The sequence below is a fragment of the Actinoalloteichus sp. AHMU CJ021 genome (assembly GCF_002895405.1).
Classification (GTDB): Bacteria; Actinomycetota; Actinomycetes; order Mycobacteriales; family Pseudonocardiaceae; genus Actinoalloteichus_B; species Actinoalloteichus_B caeruleus.
Window position 1 is genome coordinate 2602883 of record NZ_CP025990.1, and the last position, 18923, is coordinate 2621805.

General features: G+C 72.4%; 14 protein-coding genes. 3 read left to right on the top strand and 11 right to left on the bottom strand.

Features of this window, described 5'->3' with window-relative positions; all coding sequences use genetic code 11:
• Positions 1-83 precede the first annotated feature (83 nt).
• The gene (locus C1701_RS11005; protein ID WP_035291481.1) at positions 84-1427 is read right to left on the bottom strand and encodes an aminotransferase-like domain-containing protein; all 1344 of its coding nucleotides are present in this window, start codon (positions 1425-1427) and stop codon (positions 84-86) included.
• 364 nt (positions 1428-1791) lie between these two features.
• Here C1701_RS11005 and C1701_RS11010 point away from each other — a divergent pair, with 364 nt between their 5' ends.
• Positions 1792-2442: a GNAT family N-acetyltransferase gene (locus tag C1701_RS11010; RefSeq protein WP_026417863.1), complete on the top strand. Its 651-nt coding sequence runs from the start codon at positions 1792-1794 to the stop codon at positions 2440-2442.
• A gap of 251 nt (positions 2443-2693) precedes the next feature.
• Here the strand turns inward: C1701_RS11010 and C1701_RS11015 are convergent, their stop codons facing one another.
• The 9 genes from C1701_RS11015 to C1701_RS11055 form a co-directional block, all read right to left on the bottom strand.
• Positions 2694-3878, bottom strand: a complete 1185-nt coding sequence (locus tag C1701_RS11015) for an N-acetylmuramoyl-L-alanine amidase (RefSeq protein ID WP_030106367.1) — start codon at positions 3876-3878, stop codon at positions 2694-2696.
• Between the two features lie 391 nt (positions 3879-4269).
• Positions 4270-4599 (bottom strand): thioredoxin, encoded by a 330-nt coding sequence (trxA, locus tag C1701_RS11020; protein ID WP_016699014.1) that lies wholly within the window; start codon positions 4597-4599, stop codon positions 4270-4272.
• A 77-nt stretch (positions 4600-4676) separates the two neighbouring features.
• Positions 4677-5663, bottom strand: a complete 987-nt coding sequence (gene trxB, locus C1701_RS11025; protein ID WP_026417865.1) for a thioredoxin-disulfide reductase — start codon at positions 5661-5663, stop codon at positions 4677-4679.
• 202 nt (positions 5664-5865) lie between these two features.
• On the bottom strand, positions 5866-6771 hold the full coding sequence (locus C1701_RS11030) for a hypothetical protein (protein ID WP_103055882.1): 906 nt from the start codon (positions 6769-6771) through the stop codon (positions 5866-5868).
• Positions 6768-7385: an RNA polymerase sigma factor SigM gene (gene sigM, locus C1701_RS11035; RefSeq protein WP_026417866.1), complete on the bottom strand. Its 618-nt coding sequence runs from the start codon at positions 7383-7385 to the stop codon at positions 6768-6770. The genes C1701_RS11030 and sigM overlap by 4 nt, the downstream gene beginning before the upstream one ends.
• Positions 7386-7557: 172 nt before the next feature.
• Positions 7558-9216, bottom strand: a complete 1659-nt coding sequence (locus C1701_RS11040; RefSeq protein ID WP_103055883.1) for a protein kinase family protein — start codon at positions 9214-9216, stop codon at positions 7558-7560.
• Positions 9217-9400: 184 nt separating this feature from the next.
• Complete coding sequence (murJ, locus tag C1701_RS11045; protein WP_026417867.1) at positions 9401-11191, bottom strand: murein biosynthesis integral membrane protein MurJ; 1791 nt, start codon at positions 11189-11191, stop codon at positions 9401-9403.
• Between the two features lie 130 nt (positions 11192-11321).
• Positions 11322-13763: a DUF6049 family protein gene (locus C1701_RS11050; RefSeq protein ID WP_156038551.1), complete on the bottom strand. Its 2442-nt coding sequence runs from the start codon at positions 13761-13763 to the stop codon at positions 11322-11324.
• 35 nt (positions 13764-13798) lie between these two features.
• A complete protein-coding gene (locus C1701_RS11055) occupies positions 13799-14344 on the bottom strand; it encodes an NUDIX hydrolase (protein ID WP_026417868.1) in 546 nt (181 codons plus the stop codon).
• Between C1701_RS11055 and C1701_RS11060 the strand changes: the two genes are divergently transcribed.
• Entirely contained in the window at positions 14332-15963 is a 1632-nt protein-coding gene (locus tag C1701_RS11060) for a CCA tRNA nucleotidyltransferase (protein WP_337662227.1), read from the top strand. The genes C1701_RS11055 and C1701_RS11060 overlap by 13 nt on opposite strands.
• Before the next feature lie 219 nt (positions 15964-16182).
• Positions 16183-17286: a hypothetical protein gene (locus C1701_RS27315; RefSeq protein WP_051313561.1), complete on the top strand. Its 1104-nt coding sequence runs from the start codon at positions 16183-16185 to the stop codon at positions 17284-17286.
• Between the two features lie 74 nt (positions 17287-17360).
• Here the strand turns inward: C1701_RS27315 and C1701_RS11070 are convergent, their stop codons facing one another.
• Complete coding sequence (locus tag C1701_RS11070) at positions 17361-18881, bottom strand: MFS transporter (protein WP_335334193.1); 1521 nt, start codon at positions 18879-18881, stop codon at positions 17361-17363.
• Between the last annotated feature and the right edge of the window lie 42 nt (positions 18882-18923).

Sequence of the window (18923 nt, forward strand, 5' to 3'; positions counted from 1 at the left end):
TCGGCCAGCCACCCGTCGGCCGCCTCCGGGGACCCGCCGCCGAACGGTCCCTGAGCCCGGCCTCGGGGGCGGGTGACCGTCCGTCAGGCGGTGTCCGGGGAGGGCGCCTGGGGCCCTCCGAGCGCGGGCGGGCGGACGGTCCCGAAGGTGTTCAGCAGTTCGAGTTCGTCCTGGAGCACGCCGCCGAGCCGTCGCACCCCTTCCCGGATCCGGTCCGGGGTGGGGTAGCAGAAGGACAACCGCATCTGGCGGCTGCCGAAGCCGTTGGCGTGGAAGGCGGTGCCCGAGACGTAGGCCACCCGCTTGGTGATCGCCCTGGGCAGCATCGCCTTGGTGTCCACCCCCTCCGGGGCGGTCAGCCACACGTAGAAGCCGCCGTCCGGCCGGGTCCACTGGCAGCCGGCGGGCATGTGCTGCTCCAGGGCGCCCAGCATCGCGTCCCGCCGTTCGCGGTACACCTCCCGGTAGGACTTGATCTGGCCCTTCCAGTCGTGCGTGGAGAGGTAGCGGGACACCAGGAGCTGGTTGAAGGTGGGCGGGCAGAGCGTGGCTGACTCGGAGGCGAGCACCAGCTTCTCGCGGACGGCGTGGGGGGCGAGCGCCCAGCCGACGCGCAGGCCGGAGGCGAAGATCTTGGAGAACGATCCGAGGTAGATGACGTTGTCGGGGTCGTCGGCGCGCAGCGCCGGGTAGATCTGGTTGTCGAAGCCCAACAGGCCGTAGGGGTTGTCCTCGATGACGAGCACACCGTGGCGGGCGCAGATCTCCAACACCTCGGCGCGTCGTCGCACCGCGAGGGTCACGCCGGCCGGGTTGTGGAAGTTGGGGATCGTGTACAGGAACTTGACCCGCTTGCCAGCCCGCTCCGCCGCCTCCAACGCCTGGCGCAGGTCATCCGGGACCAGCCCCTCGTCGTCCATCGAGACGTGGACCACCTCGGCCTGGTAGGCGGCGAAGCTGCCCAACGCTCCGACGTAGGAGGGGGCCTCCGCGATGATCACGTCACCGGGGTCGCAGAAGATCCGGGCGACGGTGTCCAACGCCATCTGGGAGCCGACCGTCACGACCACGTCGTCGGGGTGCGCCGAGATGCCCTCCAGCGCCATCACCTCGACGATCTGTTCCCGGAGCTCCGGAACGCCGTGGGCGGAACCGTACTGGAGGGCGGTCTGCCCCTCGGTCGCGACCAGCCGCGCCACCTCGGCCGCCAGCGACTCCAACGGGAGCGCCGCCAGGTTCGGCATCCCGCCGGCCAACGACACCACCTCGGGCCGGCTCGCGACGGAGAACAGCGCGCGGATCTCGGATGCGGTCATGCCGGCGGTCCGCTCCGCGTAGCGGTCCAGGTGCGGGTCGAGGCTGCGCTGCCCGCGCGGCCCCTGCGGCTGGCCCCCGCGTAGCACGGGTGGCAGTTCCGGGCTCTCCATGCCGCCTCCGATGGTCGGCCTCAGTGCTGAGGTTCGGGTTGTCACCCGAGCTGCGCGCCCCACCGGTCGGCTCGGCCGGGCGCGGGGGACCCGCATGAGGGGTCCCCTCCTGATTAGCGGTACGGCAGCGGTGTCCGTTACCTGGCCCGAGTGTAACGACCCGCCGCCGAACGGCAGTGCGATCACGCCGCCGACAGGCCCAGGGGCCGCCGGCGGCCGGGCACCGGCGGCCACCTATCCTCGGTGGAGGGCCAGCGCACCTCCGTGGTCCGGTCGACCGCCCGGTGGGTCACCGCCGGCCGCCGGTCGAGGTGCCGCCGCGGGAGCGCCGCGGCAGGCGGGGCGTGTCGTGCGGGGAGGTCACATGTCTCGAAGTGTGGTTGGTATCACGCTGGACAATCTGCACGAGCTCCCGGCGAAGTGCCGGCGGTGCGTGTTCTGGGAACTGGCGCCGCACCTGCGTGAGGAGGCGGAGGAACTCGGCCAGACCGAGTTCGAGAAGGAGGCCTGGGTCTCCAGCGTGTTGTTGGAGTGGGGCTCCTGCGGGCGCATCGCGCACGTCGAGGGCGTCCCGGCCGGCTTCGTCCTCTACGCCCCGCCCTCGGCGGTGCCCAGGACGGCCATGTTCCCCAGCGGCCCGGTCAGCCCGGACGCGGTACTGCTCACCACGGTGAAGGTGCTCCCCGAGTTCGCGGGCAACGGTGTCGGGCGCATGTTGGCCCAGGCCGTGGTCCGGGACCTCACGCGACGTGGCGTGAAGGCCGTGGAGGCCTTCGGCAACGGCCTGCCCGACAACCAGGCCGGCTGCGTCGTGCCGGCCGACTTCCTGCGTTCGGTCGGCTTCAAGACGGTCCGCCCACATCCCCGCTGGCCGAGGTTGCGGCTGGAGCTGAGGTCCGCGTTCTCCTGGCAGGCCGACGTCGAGGCCGCCCTGGAACGGCTGCTGGACTCCGTCACGGTCACCACGGCGGGCGTGGGCCCCGCCGGCGTCGAGGCAGCCCCCACCGGCCGCTGAGCGGCGGAGGGGCGACCACGTCCGCGCCGGTCGGACCCTGACGTCGACGACCTGGTCCCGTGGACGGCTCACTGCTCCGCCCTGGCGGCGACGCGAACGGGGAACGTCCTCGTGCCGCGTGTGGGTCCGGCCCCGACGCCCGGGCACGGTCGCCCAGGCCCGAGGAACGGGCAAACGGGGAGGACCGGCCCGGCGGGATCGCGCGGACCGGTCCTCGTCGTCCCTCCCGCCACCGCGGCGGCGGGACACGTTCAGTCGATCTTGGCGAGTTCGTGGCGGAGCAGGTCGTCGAAGGTGAAGGTGCCCGTGGGCTGGTCGTTCTTGCCCAACAGGTAGTGGCGCTTCACCGCGACCAGGATGCGTTCGGCGACGATGTCGCGGAAGTTGGGGTCGAGGAGCCGCGCCCTGTCCTCGGGGTTGGTGAGGTAGCCCACCTCGACGCGAACGGCGGGCATCCGGGTCAGGCGGAGGACCTCCCAGGTCTTCCGGTGCGCCCCGCAGTCGACCATCCCCGTCTTCGCGGACACCTCCCGCTGGATGTAGCCGGCCAGGGCCTCCCCGACCGTGGAGGTGGTGCCGTTACCGGTCCCGGTGCCGAAGTGGAAGGAGGCGATGCCCTGGGCGCGGGGTGAGGAGTTCGCGTCGACGTGCAGCGAGAGGAAGAGTTCGGCCCCGGCGTCGTTGGCGAAGGCCGCGCGGTCGGACTCCTGCGGGCAGGAGTCGGGGCCCCGGGTGAGCAGTGCCTCCATGCCGGTGGCGACCATGCGCCCCTCGAGCCGGCGGGCCAGATCCCACACCAGGTCCGCCTCGGAGGCGCCGTCGACGCAGATGCCCCGGTCCGCCCCGCCGTGACCGGGGTCGAGGACGATGCGCTTCCCCCGCAGCAGCGGACCGGCGGTGCGCACCCGCTCCTGCTCCCGGAGGAAGACGGGCCGGCCACCCCGGACCTTGGGGGTGAGCTGCCGGAGCGCGCGCAGGGTCTCCGGGCCGCACACGCCGTCGGCGACCAGGCCGTAGTCCCGCTGGAAGCCGCGCAGGGCCTGCTCGGTCTGCCCGCCGAAGATCCCGTTCGCCCTTCCGGCGTCGTAGCCGAGTTCCAACAGCCGCTCCTGGAGCGCCACCACGTCGTCGCCGGTCGTGGGCTGCGTCACCAGGTAGGCCAGCGGCCGGTCCCCCAGCCGCCAGCGGGCGTCCCGGAGCGCGCGGTAGGTCGCCGGTCCGACGATGCCGTCGGTGATCAGCCCTCGTTGCTGCTGGAACACTCGGACGGCATGTTCCACGACCGCGTCGTAGACGTGCTCCTCCCGCCGCCCGTCGGCGTGCTGGCCGCTGCCGGCAGGGGCGCCATCGCCCTCGGGTAGTAGCCCCTGGGCTGCGAGATTGGCCTTGATCTCGGCGACGGCCGGACCGAAGTCACCGCGGTGGAGCAGTTGCATGTACTCCTCGCTCGACTAGAGGCGCCGAAGTCGTTCGGCGCGGAGGCGGACAACTTATTGTGCCCTGTCGGCCACGGGTCGACATATCGGGCCGTCACCCTTCCGGGTGCCCCTGCTCGCGGTGTTGATCTTCCGGGGCGGTGCTGTGCGGTGCTGCTGTTCGACCGGGGAGGGGTTGGCCCGACGTGGGCTGTTGTGCTGGCGTGCCGGATCGCGATCCGGTGGCGTCACGTCGGGGACGGACCCGGAGTCGACCGGGGTCGCGTGCCGAAGCGCGTTCACGTCCGCGCGGGGCGGGCCCTGGTCGGACGCGTGTCGCAGGCTACCCGAACACGGAGGGGGATCGGCGCCAGGCACCGACCCCCCTTCTCGAACGCGTTGGACGAGACGGTCAGGACAGGTAGTCCGACAGCTCCTTGACCAGGGCGGCCTTCGGCTTGGCCCCGATGATCTCCTTGACCTTCTCGCCGTTCTTGAACAGCATCAGGGTCGGCAGGGACATGACCTTGTAGTCGCGGCCCGTCTGGGGGTTCGAGTCGAAGTCGATCTTCGCGATCGTGATCTTCTCCGAGTACTCCGCCGCGATCTCCTCCAGCACCGGGGCGACCATCTTGCACGGCCCGCACCAGGAGGCCCAGAAGTCGACGAGAACGGGCTTCTCGCTGGTCAGGACCGTGTCGGCGAACGTCTTGTCGGTGACCTCGATGGTGTTGCCGGCCATAGTCGTCTCTCCTTGTCGCTACGTGTCCACCGGTGGAGTCCGTCCCCACCGGCCTCGAAGTTCCTGGGGCCGGTGGGTCAGCTGACGGGGACCGCGTCCTCACCGGGGCCGTACCCGCCTCCGACGTGCTCGGCGGTGGGCTCGTAGGCCGCCAACCAGCGTTCCGCGTCGATCGCGGCGGAACACCCCGACCCGGCGGCGGTGATGGCCTGCCGGTAGGTGTTGTCGACGAGGTCACCGGCGGCGAAGACGCCGTCGAGCCCGGTGCGGGTGCTCGGGTGCTCCACCCCCACGTAGCCCTCGTCGTCCAGGTCGACCTGTCCCCGGACCAGCTCGCTGCGCGGGTCGTGACCGATCGCCACGAACATCGCGGTCACGTCGAGCGTCGAGTCCTCGCCCGTCCTGGTGTCGGTGACGCGGAGCCCGCTGACCGTGTCCTCCCCCAGCACCTCGCTCACCACGGCGTTGGTCAGGAACCGGATCTTCTCGTTCTCCTCGGCGCGGCGGAGCATGATGCGCGAGGCGCGGAACTCCTCGCGGCGGTGGATGATCGTGACGCTGCGGGCGAACCGGGTGAGGAAGGTCGCCTCCTCCATGGCCGAGTCCCCGCCGCCGACGACGGCGATGTCCTGGTCGCGGAAGAAGAACCCGTCGCACGTGGCGCAGGAGGACACGCCACGTCCCAACAGCCGCTCCTCGCCAGGGACGTCCAGGTAGCGGGGTGCCGCGCCCATCGCCAGGATCACCGCGCGTGACCGGTAGGTGGTCCCGTTGACCTCGACCGTCTTCACCGGCCCCGAGAGGTCGATGGCCTCCACGTCCTCGGCGCGCAGCTCCGCCCCGAAACGGGTGGCCTGTTGGCGCATCTCCTCCATCAGGTCCGGGCCCATGATCCCCTCGCGGAAGCCCGGGTAGTTCTCCACCTCGGTGGTCGTCATGAGGGCACCACCGAACTGGGTGCCTTCGAAGACCAGTGGGTTCAGTTGGGCGCGGGCGGCGTACACGGCCGCGGTGTACCCGGCGGGGCCGGAACCGACGATGATGAGGTTGCGGACTTCGGACAAGTTGACGCCTCCACCGACTCGCTTGCGGGATCACGCTGTGCTGTCGGCCGACCTGGCATCGCCATACCGACATCGAGCTGTAACGCGATCCTAGGCGTGGGTGTTCCCGCCGCGGTTCGGCGTGTGGCGAGGGTGACGGCCGCACTGGGGCCGGTGCGGGCGCCCCAGCCCACACCGTGCCGCGCTCCCGGCGGTGGCGGACTCAGTTGATCTCGGTCTGGGTGAGCAGACCGGGCGAGTCGGGACCACAGTCGAAGGAGACGATGGCGACCCGGAAACTACCGAAGTCACCACCGCTCATCACGACCATCAACGCGGGCTCGTCCTGGTAGTTCACCGAGAGCGATCCCAGGACGGCGGTGTCGGGCACCCCGCTGGCCCGGAGGCAGGCCGTGAGCGCGGCCTCGTCGCCGAAGGGGCCGTAGTCCTCGGCGTTCATCGCGGCCCCGTAGTTGGCCTGGACGTCGTCGGGACCGGTCAGCGCGAGAGGACCCGCTCCGGGTGAGGCGCCGGTCTCCGTCGGGAGCGGGGTCGTGGTGGTGGCCGGTGGCTGGGCCATCGGGGTGCCGTCCTCCAGGGAGCGGCCGGGGAGTCCGAACGCGACGACCGCGGCGACCGCCGCGGCGGCGAGGACCCCCGACCCCCAGCCGAGCATCCTGTTCCGCCGGCGGCGGGCCGCCGAGAGGTCGGCGACCGGTGCCGGCGGGCGTGCGTGGTCCTCGGGGGTGTGGGGCGGAGCGGGGGTGGTCGGCAGCTGGGTGACCGGGCGCGGGGGTGGCGCGGACGCGCGGGTCATGGCGGCGGCCTCGTCGGCCAGGGCGCGTTCGAGCCGGGCGGCGACCTCGGGGGGCATCGTGGTGGTGGGGGCGGACAGTTCCGAGCCGAAGGCCGCCAGGTCGGCGTGCACCGCGTCCAGCGCGTCCAGCACGGCCTTCGCGTCGGGGTCGTCCCCTATCCTGGCGGTGAGTTCCCTGGCCGTCTCCGCGTCCAGCACGTCACCGTGCAGGTCCGCCAGCACGTCGAGGGACAGGCTTGGGTCGCCCGGGGCGTCGGGTCGGGACCTGCTCGCCGGGTCGAGCCCATGCCCTTCCCACTCATTGCGGGTCATCGTCCCTCCCGGTCACGACGTTGGCGGTCACCAACAGCGTCAGATGGGACGTTCGCAACTGCACCGTGGTTCCTGAGGTGCCCCAGAAGTTTCGCCAGCCGGGCCCGGCCCCTGGCGCAACGGCTCTTCACCGTTCCCTCGGCGACCCCGAGCAGTCTGGCGGTGTCCGCCACCGAGTACCCCTCCACGTCCACCAGCACGATCGCGGCGCGTTGCTCCTCCGGCAGGGCGGCGAGCGCGTCCCGCACCGCCAGGCGGGTGTCCTGCTCCGCGATGGCGTCGCGAGGGCTCGCGGGCTCCCCCGGTCCGGCGTCGGGGAGCGGGACGGTGGGACGACTTTGTTTTCGTCTGATCCGGTCCAGGCACGCGTTCACCACGATCCGATGTAACCAGGTTGTCACCCGGGACTCGGCGCGGAAGGACGACGCCGCCCGAAAGGCGGAGATCAGGGCGTCCTGGAGTGCGTCCGCGGCTTCCTCTGGGTCGCGCATCGTCCGCAGCGCGACCGCCCAGAGCCGGTCCCGGTGGCGACGGACCAACTCGCTGAAGGCGTGAGGATCCCCATGAGCGTGAGCCGCGATGAGGTCGGCATCCGAACTGGCTGGGGCTGTCACACGCCGAGAATAGCGGTACCACGTGTCGGAAACCGAGACCACAGTCTGTTTCCCGCCGCCGTCTGAACGAAACCTGAACCCGCTGTTCGAGTGAATTTCAACCATCTGACGCATGCGACGGGTGATATCCACAGCGGACATCCGTCAGATGGCGCACCCGACCGGTCGGCGGTCACTGCGGCAGCAGCCCCTCCACGGCGACCTCGCGGATCGTCGTCTGGTGACGTCCGTTGTCCAGGGGCACGATGCCGGTGACCCAGAGCAGGACGTGCTGGGTGGGTTGGCTGGCCTCGTCGAACGCGACCTCGGTCGCACCGTCGGTCAGCTCGGCGACCCCGATCAGCTCGCCGTCCTCCGGGCTCCCGGGACTGGCGGAGGGTAGCGCGCGCACCTCGACCCGCCCGCCGGCCGACGGGGAGTCGATGGTCACGGAGGTGAGCTGCGTGACCTGGTCAAGGGACAGGATCAGGCCCACGCCCGGCTTGAGCGCGTTGTCGGCGTCGAATGGCGCGTTGTACTCGGCGGTCCGCCACTCCGTGGCCGGGTCGCCGTCGAGGACGTGCGCGGCCCGGTCCGGCGAGTCCAGCTGCTGGCCGGCGGGCTGCCACTCGGTGGCACCGGTCACCTCGACAGGCCCGGACCCGAGCTCCGGTTCGGACTCGGTCTCCTGCTGTCCCGCGCTGTTCGAGCTCGGCGCCCCCACGTCGAACTGGGGGCGGGCCCCCGAACCGCCGTCACCGCTGAAGAAGGAGACGAGCTGGAAGCCGATCCAGGCGACCACGATCAGCGTCGCCGCGGCCAGCACCGCCACGCCGATCCGCAGTTTCCGCTTGCTGGCCTTGTCCTTCGGGATGTCCTGGGTACGCCACAGGGAGTCGGTGTTCCCGCGCGCCGGGGTCTCCCGCATCAGGTTCTGGGTGGGACTGCCCGCGTCGGCCGCCCGCTCCAGCACGGGCAGCAGCGCGGCGGCGGTGCGGATGTTGCCGGTGTTGATGACGCTCTCCGGGCCGGCGAGCGCCTTGACCGCCACGTTGGACAGCTCGTGCGGCACCGTCGGGCGCAGAGCTCGCGGCGGCAGCACCGAACCGTCGGCGGCCAGCGGCGCCGCCGGCAGCGTCTCCTGGCCCTGCCGCAACGGCCAGCGGCCGGTCAGCAGGAAGTAGAGGACCGCGCCGAGCCCCCGGACGTCCTCGGTCGTCGTCGCCTCGGCCCGGGACCCGGGGAAGGCGAAGCGCAGTTCGCCCTGCGCGGTGACCCGGATCCGCTCCGGGTGGTCCACTCCGAGCACCAGTCCGACGTGGTGGGCGGTCTCCACCGCCGCCGCCAGGGTCTGGAGCAGGCGGGCGGCGTTGTCCGCCGGCAGCGGGCCATCCCGGAGCAGCTCACCGAGCCTGCTCCCGTGCGTCCACTCGGCGACCACCACCCCGAGGACGTGTTCCGGGTGGTCGACGCCGTGGCTGCTGCTCAGGACGTCCAGCACCCTGGCGACCCCGACGCAGTGGAAGCTCGCCGCGTGCATGCAGCGCTCCAGGACCCGACGCGCCTTGGTGACCATCTGCCCGTCGGTCCGGTACCCGACCAGGACGGTCAGCGCCACGTCGCGTCCGAGCGCGGTGTCCTTGGCCCGCCAGAGCTGGGCCTGGCAGGACGCGTCGTACCCGACCTGCTCGATCAGCCGGTACCGGTTGTCGGCGAGCAGGGTGCCCGGGCTCAGCTCGGCGAGGTCCGACCAGTCCGGTGGCGGCGGAGCGGACGCGGGCACGGTGAGGTCGGCACCGTTGCCCGTGTGGTTCCGGTGCGCTGCCGTGTACTGCGTAGGCTTGCCGCTCACGGTGTCTTCTCCTGATCCACCCGCTCCCCGGAAAGCGAAGGCCCCCAACCACCGCCGCGGAGTCTCCGAGCTGAGGGTACGGGAAGTTGGCTGTCATCGACTGGCCGATAAGGAGGCCCACACTGGGGGCCGTCAGTAGGACGGGGCGGCACGGTCGCGCGGTTGCCTCCGGTCACCGAACGCTTCACCGCCTCACGAGTCTGCGCAGTTTGCCTGCGACGGGGTCAAGTTCACGCGTCTTCAGCAGCAACATCACCCCGAAGGTGACGATCACCCCGACGATTCCGGCGAAGATCAGCTGGATCCAGGCCTGAATCGCTGAGTCGGGTGTCATTCCTCCGGAGCCGGTGATCACGACGACCAGCGCCGCCGCGCCCGCGCCGGCCACCGAGCCGACGAGGGTCTTCCCGATCGTCACCGCCAGCGCCCGGCTGCCGAGCCGGCCGATGCGGTGCCGAAGCCAGATCTCCCCGGCGATCCACCCGACGACGAAGGTCAGCGAGTTCACGAAGGTGATGCCGAATACCACGTTCTCCGGTTCGAGCACCAGCGGGCACAGGTAGATGAGTGGCACCTTGGCCAGCGTCATCACGCCCATCAGCAGGGTGGGCGTCCGCGAGTCCTTCATCGCGTAGAACGCCCTGAGCTGGAGCATGGTGACGGCGTAGGGGAGGACGCCGAAGGCCGACACGGCCAACGCGATCCCCAGCCGGTTGCCGCCCTCCACGCCGCTGGCACCGTAGGAGAACAGCACCACGCCGATCTGCGCGCCGAGCACCGTCATCAACGCGCTCAGCGGCAGCAGGGCCGTCGTGCACAGCCGGCTGCCCAGGGAGAGGTCGTCCTTGAGCTTCTCGTAGTCGTGGCTGGCCGCGGCGGAGCTCATGCGGGGCAGGATCGCGGTCATGATCGAGAAACCGATCACCCCGTACGGGAGCTGGAGCAGCAGCCAGGCGTTGCTGTAGATCGCGAGGCCGCCGTAGGCGGTGGCGACCCGGCTGAGCGCGATGAGCCCGACCTGGGAGACGGCGACGTAGCCGAGCACCCACGCGGCGAGCCCGCCGAACTCCGCGAGACGGGAGTCGAAACCCCACCGCCAGCGCAGCGACACCTTGGCGCGCCGGAGGGCGGGCAGCAGCACGGCGGCCTGCACGACCACACCAGCGGTGACCCCGAGACCGAGGACCAGCAGGTGCGTGTCCGTCATGCGCACCGGGTTGACCGTCAGCTCACCGGGCAGCAGCGCGTAGGCGCCGAGGGTGCCCAGGATGACGACGTTGTTCAGGACCGGGGCCCAGGCCGGCGGGCCGAAGACCTGCTTGGCCTGCAGGATCGCCATGAACAGCGCGGACATGCCGTAGAAGAGGATCTGCGGCAGCAACAGGTAGGCGAAGGCGGTGGCCAGCGCGGGGTTGGCCTCGGTGTCCCCGTCGCTGACGTACATCGCGGTCAGCAGCGGTGCTGCCACCACCGACAGGATCATGCCGACGCCGAGGATCACCGTCGCCAGCGTGAGGAGCCGTTCGGTGAACGCCTGCCCACCGTCGGCGTCCTCCTTCTGCGCGCGGACGAGCACCGGGACGACGACGCTGGCGAGGACACCGCCGAGCAGGAGTTCGGTGATGATGTTCGGCAGGTTGTTGGCGGCCGTGAAGGAGTCGTTGATCGCGCCCCAACCCACGATCCAGACGAGGACGGCCTTCCAGAGGAAGCCCGTGATCCGGCTGATCAGCGTCGCGATCGCCATCGAGCCGGCCGCCCTGAGCAGGGACTTCTTCCGCCCCCCACCCGCACCGGACTCGGCGGTCGCCGCGGCGGTGGCCGTGGCCATGACCGTCGTCTCCGCGTCCGGGTTCGACTCGGCCTCGGGTGAGGAACCCACCGTGGCGAACTGGACCGTCTCCGCCTCCGAGGGGTCGGTTCCGGCCCGGATCGGCCGACCGATCCGGATGGTTTCCTCGTTGGGGTTGCTCACCTGGCCTCCTCACCCCGCTGCGATATCTGACCGCACCCCGCACGTGTTACCAGCTGCCAGCAGCCGAGGCTGCCATCAGCGCGGACGGCGTGGAGAGGGCCGCGCCGGCGGCGCGGCTCTTCGGACTGTGTCACCTGTCACTTTCCGTCGCTGTCGTGCCGGGGCCGCCGGCCGGTGGTCGACCCGTCGTGGAGGGCCCGCTCCGGTCGTCGTCCGGACCCGGTGGGTCGTCCTGGTCCGGCGCACCGGGGCGGGGTCCTTCACGGTCCCCGGCGTCGGGGGTTGGCGAGGGGCGCTCCCCGCCAGCCTCCCCCGGCGGTGGCGTGCCGCCCGCACCCCGGAACCTGCGGACGAGCCGACGTGCGGACAACAGCACCAGTGCCGCTCCGGCCACCACGGTGATGATCACCGTAATCGTCCCGTACGCGGTCGAACTGACCAACAACCGCACCGGCGGTCCGAGTTCCGTCCCCCCCGGCGTGGTCAGGACGGCCGACACCGTGAACTGCCCCGACCTGCTGACCTCGGCGGGGATCAGGCGCTGCCGGGTGCTGTTGGCCGGGACGTCGAACTCCTGGGCGTGGGGGATGTCCAGCCCCGGCGAGTCGCGCAGCAGGACCTGGACCCGGACGCCCACCGGGAGGCGGTTGCTGACGGCCAGGGGGAGCGGTGAGTCGGAGGCCGCGAGGGACAGCGGAGTGGCGGGGCGGTTGACCTGCACCCGGGCCAGGAGCCGGTCCAGGCTGAGGTTGGCCGCCGACAGGCGGTGGTTGGCGGCCGTGGGGTTGCCCCGCCAACTGCTCGACGTCGCGCCGAGGTAGGCCAGCCGAACCGGGTCGGTCAGGTCCTCCGGCTGGACCCGGCTGTTCGGGTCGACGGAGTTGTCGGGCGTGAGCGCGGACCCGAAGTCGGTGACCCGCTGGGTCCCTCGCCGGACGGACCCTCCGACCTGGGCCGGGATCTCGCGGGAACCCACGTCGGCGGGGTAGGTCAGCGCGGTGGCCCGTTCGGGGAGGGGGGAGTCGGTCTGGTCGACCAGCCATCCCGGGGTGGCCAGGTTCAGCTGGAAGAGGCGTTCGAGCCCCCCGAGGAACGCGGCGTGGTCGGCGGGGCGCTGTTCCCAGAGCCGGGGCGGCGCTACCACCAGGCGGGACGCCTCGGTGACGTTGGCGTCCGCCGTGGTCCGGAACAGCAGCACGCCGAGCGAGTCGGTGACCGCGTCCCGGGCCGGCGTCGCGGGTTCGAGCGCGGCGGCCGCCGCCCCGCCGCCGCCCAGCTGGGGGCCAGGTGTGGCGGCGGTGTCGCGCAACGCGCGGCTGACCAGCGGGTCGATCGGGAGCGCCGTGGGTTCGACGGTCGCCCCGGACACGCGGGTGGGCAGCAGACCCGGGGTGGCCTCCTCCATGCCGGAGGGGGACAGCAGCAGGGTGCTGGTGCCGGACTCGGCCAGCGCGGACAACGTCGCGTCGTCCAGGACGCCCTCGGCGGGCCACACCACCGACGACAGCGGTTTCGAACCGCCCAACACCCGTTCCACGATCTCGGCGCCCCGGGTGAACGCCAGGTCGCGGAGGTCGTCCATGCCTGACCTCGTCAGGGCCACCAGGTCGGCGTCCGCGTAGGGCAGCGCGATCACACAGCGTCCGCTGACCACGTCCCGCAGCTTGTTCAGCCAGACATCGGCGGTGCTGCCACCGGCGCCCTCGACGGGTCCCTCCCCGCTGGAGGACCGCACCAGGTACCCGGCTGACATCGCCTCGACGGCCTCCAGCAGCGCCGGGTCGATCGCGAAGCAGAGCGACCTGCTCAGGTTGGAGCCGGGAGCGACACCGTCCTCGATCGCCTGGAGGAGCCCGAACAGCCGCCCCCCCGGTCCGACCGACCTGGCGAGTTCGTCGTCGGCGAGGATCGCCCGCCCCCGGGTGTCCCGGCCGACCATCTTGGGAGTGGAGACCAGCGGCCACAGCACGGTGGTCGACGGGGAGACCGAGGAGGAGGCGGTGGCGCCGCCAGGCGCGCCCACCACGGGCAGCAGCATGGACGTCGCCGCCAGCCGGGCGTCGCCGCCGTAGTCGGGCTGGCCGTTCGCGTTGACCAGCAGCGGGTAGCTCCCGGGCTGGCTGATCCCGAGTGTGCCGTCACCCCCGGCCAGCGGTGCCCGCACGCTGAAGTCGGCGCTGTCGCCGGGGGCCAGGGACTCGACCACCGGGACGAACGGGGAGGCCGCGGTGTCCGTCGGCGCGGTTCCGTCGAGGGCCGCTCTGGCGGCGTCCGCGCTGGTGACCGGCTCACCGCGTTGGAGCCGCACCACGACGTTGGAGAGGTTGCGGTCGGAGACGTTGTGGATCCGGCCCGTGACGACGAGCTCCGGGGGCCCGTCGGGAGTCACCACCCGAGGGGTCGTCTCCGAGACGGACAGCTCGGCCAGGGCTGCCGCCGGGGTCGTCTGGCGGGGATGGCCCCCGGTGGCCGCCGGCCGGTTCTCCACCGCCCCCGCCGCACCGGCGGCACCGACGGCGATCAGACCGACCAACCCGAGGGCCGCCACACATCGCAGTAGGGACGCGCGCACGTCCGCCCGGTGGGCCCTCCGGCCCCGTTCTCGTTTCACGCCAGCTCCGTGCCTGCCTGCTCGTTGGGGTCCGGGGAACGGCTCGTCGAGGGGGACCTCGTGAGGACCTCCTCCGTCCGCCGCACCAGCCGACGCTCGTCCGCGTAGGCCAGCCGCCCGTCGAGGTCCTCGAGCGGCACCCAGGCCACCTCGGTGACCTCGACGTCAGCGTCGGACAGCTCGCCACCCACCGCGCGGAGCAGGTAGTGGTGCACCGTCTTGTGCACGCGCCTGTCCCCCGCGATGAACCAGTAGTCGATGGTGCCGAGCGGGGCCACCACCACGCCCTCGATCCCGGTCTCCTCCCGGACCTCGCGTTCGGCTGCCTGCTCGGCTGTCTCTCCATCTTCCAGGTGACCCTTGGGGAGCGACCAGAGCAGTCTGCCCCGGCGGTCGAGCCGCCCAATGATCGCAGCGTGCGTCCCGGCCGCGTCGAGCACCAGTCCTCCGGCCGATGTCTCCCGCACGGTCCGCAGCCGGCGGCGCCGGCGGCTCCTGCCGGTCGGCTTCCGGGAGCCGGAACGACCGGATGACGAGGGCATACCCGGATGGTAGTGCGGAAACGGGGGTACCGGCCGGTCGTGCTGGGCCCTCGGCGGTCCGCGTGGCCCCGGCTGGTGGTGCGGCGGAGACCGTCGTCGTCGACCGGAGGGGGCAGATACCCTGGCTTGCCGTGTCTCCGGAACAGAAGCCGATTGCCAGCAGGTCCGCCGCGGAGCTGCGGACCCAGCGCAACGCCGTGGTCGAACTGCTCAGGGTGGCGCCGGTCGCCGACGAGGTGGCCAGGAGGTTCGAGGACGCCGGCCACGAGCTCTACCTCGTCGGGGGAAGCGTCCGCGACGCACTGCTCGGTCGGCTCGGGACGGATCTCGACTTCACCACGGACGCGAGGCCGGAGCAGGTCGTGGAGCTGCTCACCGGCTGGGCCGACGCGATCTGGGACACCGGCATCGAGTTCGGCACCGTCGGCGCGACCAGGCGGGGCAGCACCCTGGAGATCACGACCTTCCGGGCCGACAGCTACGACAGGGTCACCCGGAACCCGGAGGTGGTCTTCGGCGACCACATCGACGACGACCTGCTGCGGCGGGACTTCACGGTCAACGCGATGGCCGTCCGCCTGCCGGAGCGCAGGTTCGTCGACCCGCACGACGGGATGACCGCGTTGCTCGAGCGGCGGCTCGACACCCCCGCCACCCCGGAGGAGTCGTTCGCCGACGACCCGCTGCGGATGCTGCGGGCCGCGCGGTTCGTGGCCCAGCTCGGCTTCCGCCCGGCGCCGCGCGTGGTCGCGGCCATGCGGGAGATGGCGGACCAGATCGACCGCATCACCGCCGAACGGGTGCAGGCCGAGCTGTCGAAGCTGCTGCGCGGTCCACATGCCCGGCAGGGGGTGGAGCTCATGGTTGACACCGGCCTGGCCGACCGGGTGCTCCCCGAGGTGCCGGCGATGCGCCTGGAAATCGACGAACACCATCAGCACAAGGACGTCTACCAGCACTCGCTGGTTGTGTTGGACCAGGCGATCGAGCTGGAGGCCAACGACCCGGACCAGGACGGGCCCGACCTGGTGCTGCGGATGGCGGCGCTGCTCCACGACATCGGGAAGCCGGCGACCAGGAAGTTCGAGGCCGGCGGTGGCGTCAGCTTCCACCACCACGAGGTGGTGGGCGCCAAGATGACGCGACGCCGACTGCGTGAGCTGCGCTACTCCAAGGAGTTCGTCACCCAGGTCTCGCAGCTCGTCTACCTGCACCTGCGTTTCCACGGCTACGGCACCGGCCAGTGGACCGACTCCGCCGTCCGCCGTTATGTGACCGACGCCGGGGACCTGCTGCCCCGGCTGCACAAGCTGGTCCGCGCGGACTGCACGACGCGGAACCGGCGCAAGGCCGCCGCGCTCCAACGGTCCTACGACGAACTGGAGGAGCGGATCGTCCGGATCGCCGCGGAGGAGGACCTCCAGCGGGTTCGCCCGGACCTGGACGGGAACGAGATCATGCGGCTGCTCGGGCTACCGCCAGGCCCCCTGGTCGGGCGGGCGTGGAGCCACCTCAAGGAACTCCGACTGGAACGGGGCCCGCTGAGCAGGGACGAGGCCGAGGCGGAACTGCGGGAGTGGGCGCGTTCCGAGGGCCTCGAGCCGCCGCCGGCCCCCTGAGCCCACCCCGGGACCCGGTGCCCCTCGGCGGCCCCAGCGGGTCGTACCGCACCCTCACCCGGGTGGTCCTCCCCTCCGTTCGGGCGCCCTCCCCGCGCGACCACCCGGCGGGGGCCGGCGCGGGCCGGAGCCCCGGCACATGATGGGACCACGGAACCCGAGTGTGGCAGGGGACGTCGAAGTGCCCGAGCGGTGACCGAAGGGACCGGGGGTGCTGGAATGTCGGACCGGCAGCGGACGGCGGTACCTGAGGCGTCGATCCAGTACTCGTTCGGAACCGGGCAGGGCGCGCCGACGGTGTGGACCAGTCCGGCGTCGGTGGACGTGACCGGGGCGGGAGTCGCGGACGCGGTGCCGCTCGACTTCACCGGCGACGGCCGCCGGGTCGACCTGCTGTGGGACTCGGACGGGGACGGGATCGCCGACACGGTCCTGCTCGACCTCGACGGCGATGGGGTCGTGGACGCCGCGTTCACCGACCCGACCGGGTTGGGGACCTGGAACGCCCGCGCGGAACTCCCGCCCTGGGGAGAGGGCTCCGTGGTGCCGCACCCCGACCGGGTGCCCGACCAGCGGTCCGGTGAACAGGAGCCCGGGTTCCCCCCGGCGGTTCCGACCCTCCCCGGTGAGGACCCGGCCGGAGACGAGGCGACCGGTGGAGCGGAGGACCGGGTCGGCGGGGCCGAGCCGGGGGGAACCGACGCCCCGCCAGGGGAGGGCACCGAGCGGGTACCGGCGCCTCCCGCCGACGAGACCCGCGAGACCGAGGAGACCGGCGAGACCGGCGAGACCGGCGAGACCGGCGAGACCGGCGAGACCGGCGAGACCGAGGAGCGTCCGCCACGCGAGGAGGGGCCCGGTGTCGAGGAGGCCCCGGTTCCCGACTCCGAGTGGGCCGACGACGTCCGGGACGGTGCCGGCGACGTCGGGGAGGGCACCAGGCCCGACGATCCGTGGCTGGACGACATCTTCGGCGCCGTCGCGCCGGACGGTGGCGGGGCGGGCACCCCACTGCGGTGGGTTGACTCGGCGGGGCGGGAACAGGTGGCCGTGGCCCGGGTCGACGTCGACCAGGACGGGGTGCCCGACGCGGCCTGGGTGGACTACGACGGGGACGGCCGGGCGAACGAGGCCGTGGTGGACGTGGACGGCGACGGCCGGGCTGACGAGGTGTACGTCGACAGCGACGGGGACGGCGTCCTGGACACCGTGTACCTGGACACCGACGGGGACGGCGTGATGGACGTCAGGCTGGTGGACACCGACGGGGACGGGGAGATGGACCGGGTGATCGGACGCGGCGAGGAGGGGTTCGACCTCTGAGACCGGCGGCCTGACGTGGGCACGGGGCCGCGTAGGGCGCGCGCACGGGCGCTGGTGCGGGGCGGGGGCTCGGGTCAGCTCGTGGGGCGCGGGGCGGAGGACTCCGGCCCCCGGTCGCCGTCCCGTTCGTCGGGCGCGGGGTCGCCCGCCTCGACCGCTCCGCCGGCCGAACCGCCCCCTCCCGGGCCGTCCTCCGGTGCCCGACGACTGGCCATCCCGTGTCCCACCAGCCCCAGCAGGTACAGCCCCGCGGCGGCGAAGAGCAGGGCGGGCGAGCGCCCGTCCAGCGGGGCGACCGTGGCGGCCGCAGCGATCGCGGCCACGTACATGACGTTGAACAGGGTGTCGTACAACGCGAAGACCCGACCCCGGTGCTCGTCGACGATGTCCCGCTGGACGGCCGCGTCGGCGCACAGCTTGACGACCTGGCCAGCGAGCCCCACCAGGAACGACGCGAGCAGCAGGGTCGGGAGCGTCGTCACGATGCCCAGCAGCAGCATGGTCGCCGCTCCACCGAGCAGGGCGCCGCGCACGGCTCCTCGCGCACCGTGCCTCGCGACGAGCCGGGGGGTGAGCAGCGCCCCCACGACGATCCCGGCGGCGGCGGCCCCCACGACCTGGCCGACGCCCAGCAGTCCCGCCCGGAACGGCCCGAGGTCGGTGAAACCGTGCCGCATGAGCAACAGCCCGGTGAGGGTTACCACGCCGAACGCGGCCCGATGGCTGATCAACGCCAGGAACCCCGCCGTGACGGAGGGCACCGACAACGCGGTCCGCCCTCCGTCGCGCAGGCCGCCCGCCACCGCGGCGAGCGTCGCCAACAGGCCTGGCCTGGCGGCGGCCCCGGCGGGGGGCGGGTCGACGCGGCCGTCGGCGGCGGAGGTCCCGGTCGGTTCGTGGCCGGGGCCCAGAGCCCCGCGGCTGAAACCGACCAGCACGAGGGCCGCGACCAGCGAGCCGGCGGCGGCGATCACGGTGACCAGCGCGGACCCGGCGTCGCCCGCGCCCAGCACCTCCCGAAGGACGATGGCGGAACCGGCGCCGATGGCGGTGACGGCCGCGCCGAGCGTGGTCGCCGCCGCGTTCGCCGGGACCAGTTCCCCCGGCGCCACCACGTGCGGCAGGGACGCCGACAGGCCCGCCCCGACGAACCGGCTGACCCCCATCACGAGGAGGGCACCCGCGTACAGCGGCGCCCCGGCGACGCCCGCCGCGACCGCAGCCGAGGTCAGCACGATCAGTGCCCCGCGCACCAGGTTGGCCGTCAGCAACACCCGTCGGCGGTCCCACCGGTCCAGCAGCGCTCCGGCGAACGGGCCGACCACCGAGTAGGGCAGGAGCAGGACCGCGAGGCCCGCCGCCACCACGGCCGGGTCGGCCTCCCGCTCCGGGTTGAACAGGACGGCGCTCCCGAGACCGGCCTGGAAGATCCCGTCGCCCCACTGCGCGGTGAAGCGGCTGATCAACAGCCTGCGGAACCCGGCCCGGGTGCGGACCAACATCATGAGCAGCCGGGTGCCGCCGGGCGGCCGGGGCTCGACACCACCGGTGGTGCTCGGTGGGGTGGGGTCGCTCTGGTCGGCACCGGCGTTCACGGTTGCCGAGCCTAGTCACGCCCTCGGTCCCGCGTGGGTCGC

What these genes read in the sequence shown, in the direction of transcription:
- C1701_RS11005 (WP_035291481.1), bottom strand. Translation starts at nt 1,427, where the DNA reads ATGGAGAGCCCGGAACTGCCACCCGTGCTACGCGGGGGCCAGCCGCAG.
- C1701_RS11010 (WP_026417863.1), top strand. Translation starts at nt 1,792, where the DNA reads ATGTCTCGAAGTGTGGTTGGTATCACGCTGGACAATCTGCACGAGCTC.
- C1701_RS11015 (WP_030106367.1), bottom strand. Translation starts at nt 3,878, where the DNA reads ATGCAACTGCTCCACCGCGGTGACTTCGGTCCGGCCGTCGCCGAGATC.
- trxA (WP_016699014.1), bottom strand. Translation starts at nt 4,599, where the DNA reads ATGGCCGGCAACACCATCGAGGTCACCGACAAGACGTTCGCCGACACG.
- C1701_RS11030 (WP_103055882.1), bottom strand. Translation starts at nt 6,771, where the DNA reads ATGACCCGCAATGAGTGGGAAGGGCATGGGCTCGACCCGGCGAGCAGG.
- C1701_RS11060 (WP_337662227.1), top strand. Translation starts at nt 14,332, where the DNA reads ATGACGAGGGCATACCCGGATGGTAGTGCGGAAACGGGGGTACCGGCC.
- C1701_RS11055 (WP_026417868.1), bottom strand. Translation starts at nt 14,344, where the DNA reads ATGCCCTCGTCATCCGGTCGTTCCGGCTCCCGGAAGCCGACCGGCAGG.
- C1701_RS27315 (WP_051313561.1), top strand. Translation starts at nt 16,183, where the DNA reads ATGTCGGACCGGCAGCGGACGGCGGTACCTGAGGCGTCGATCCAGTAC.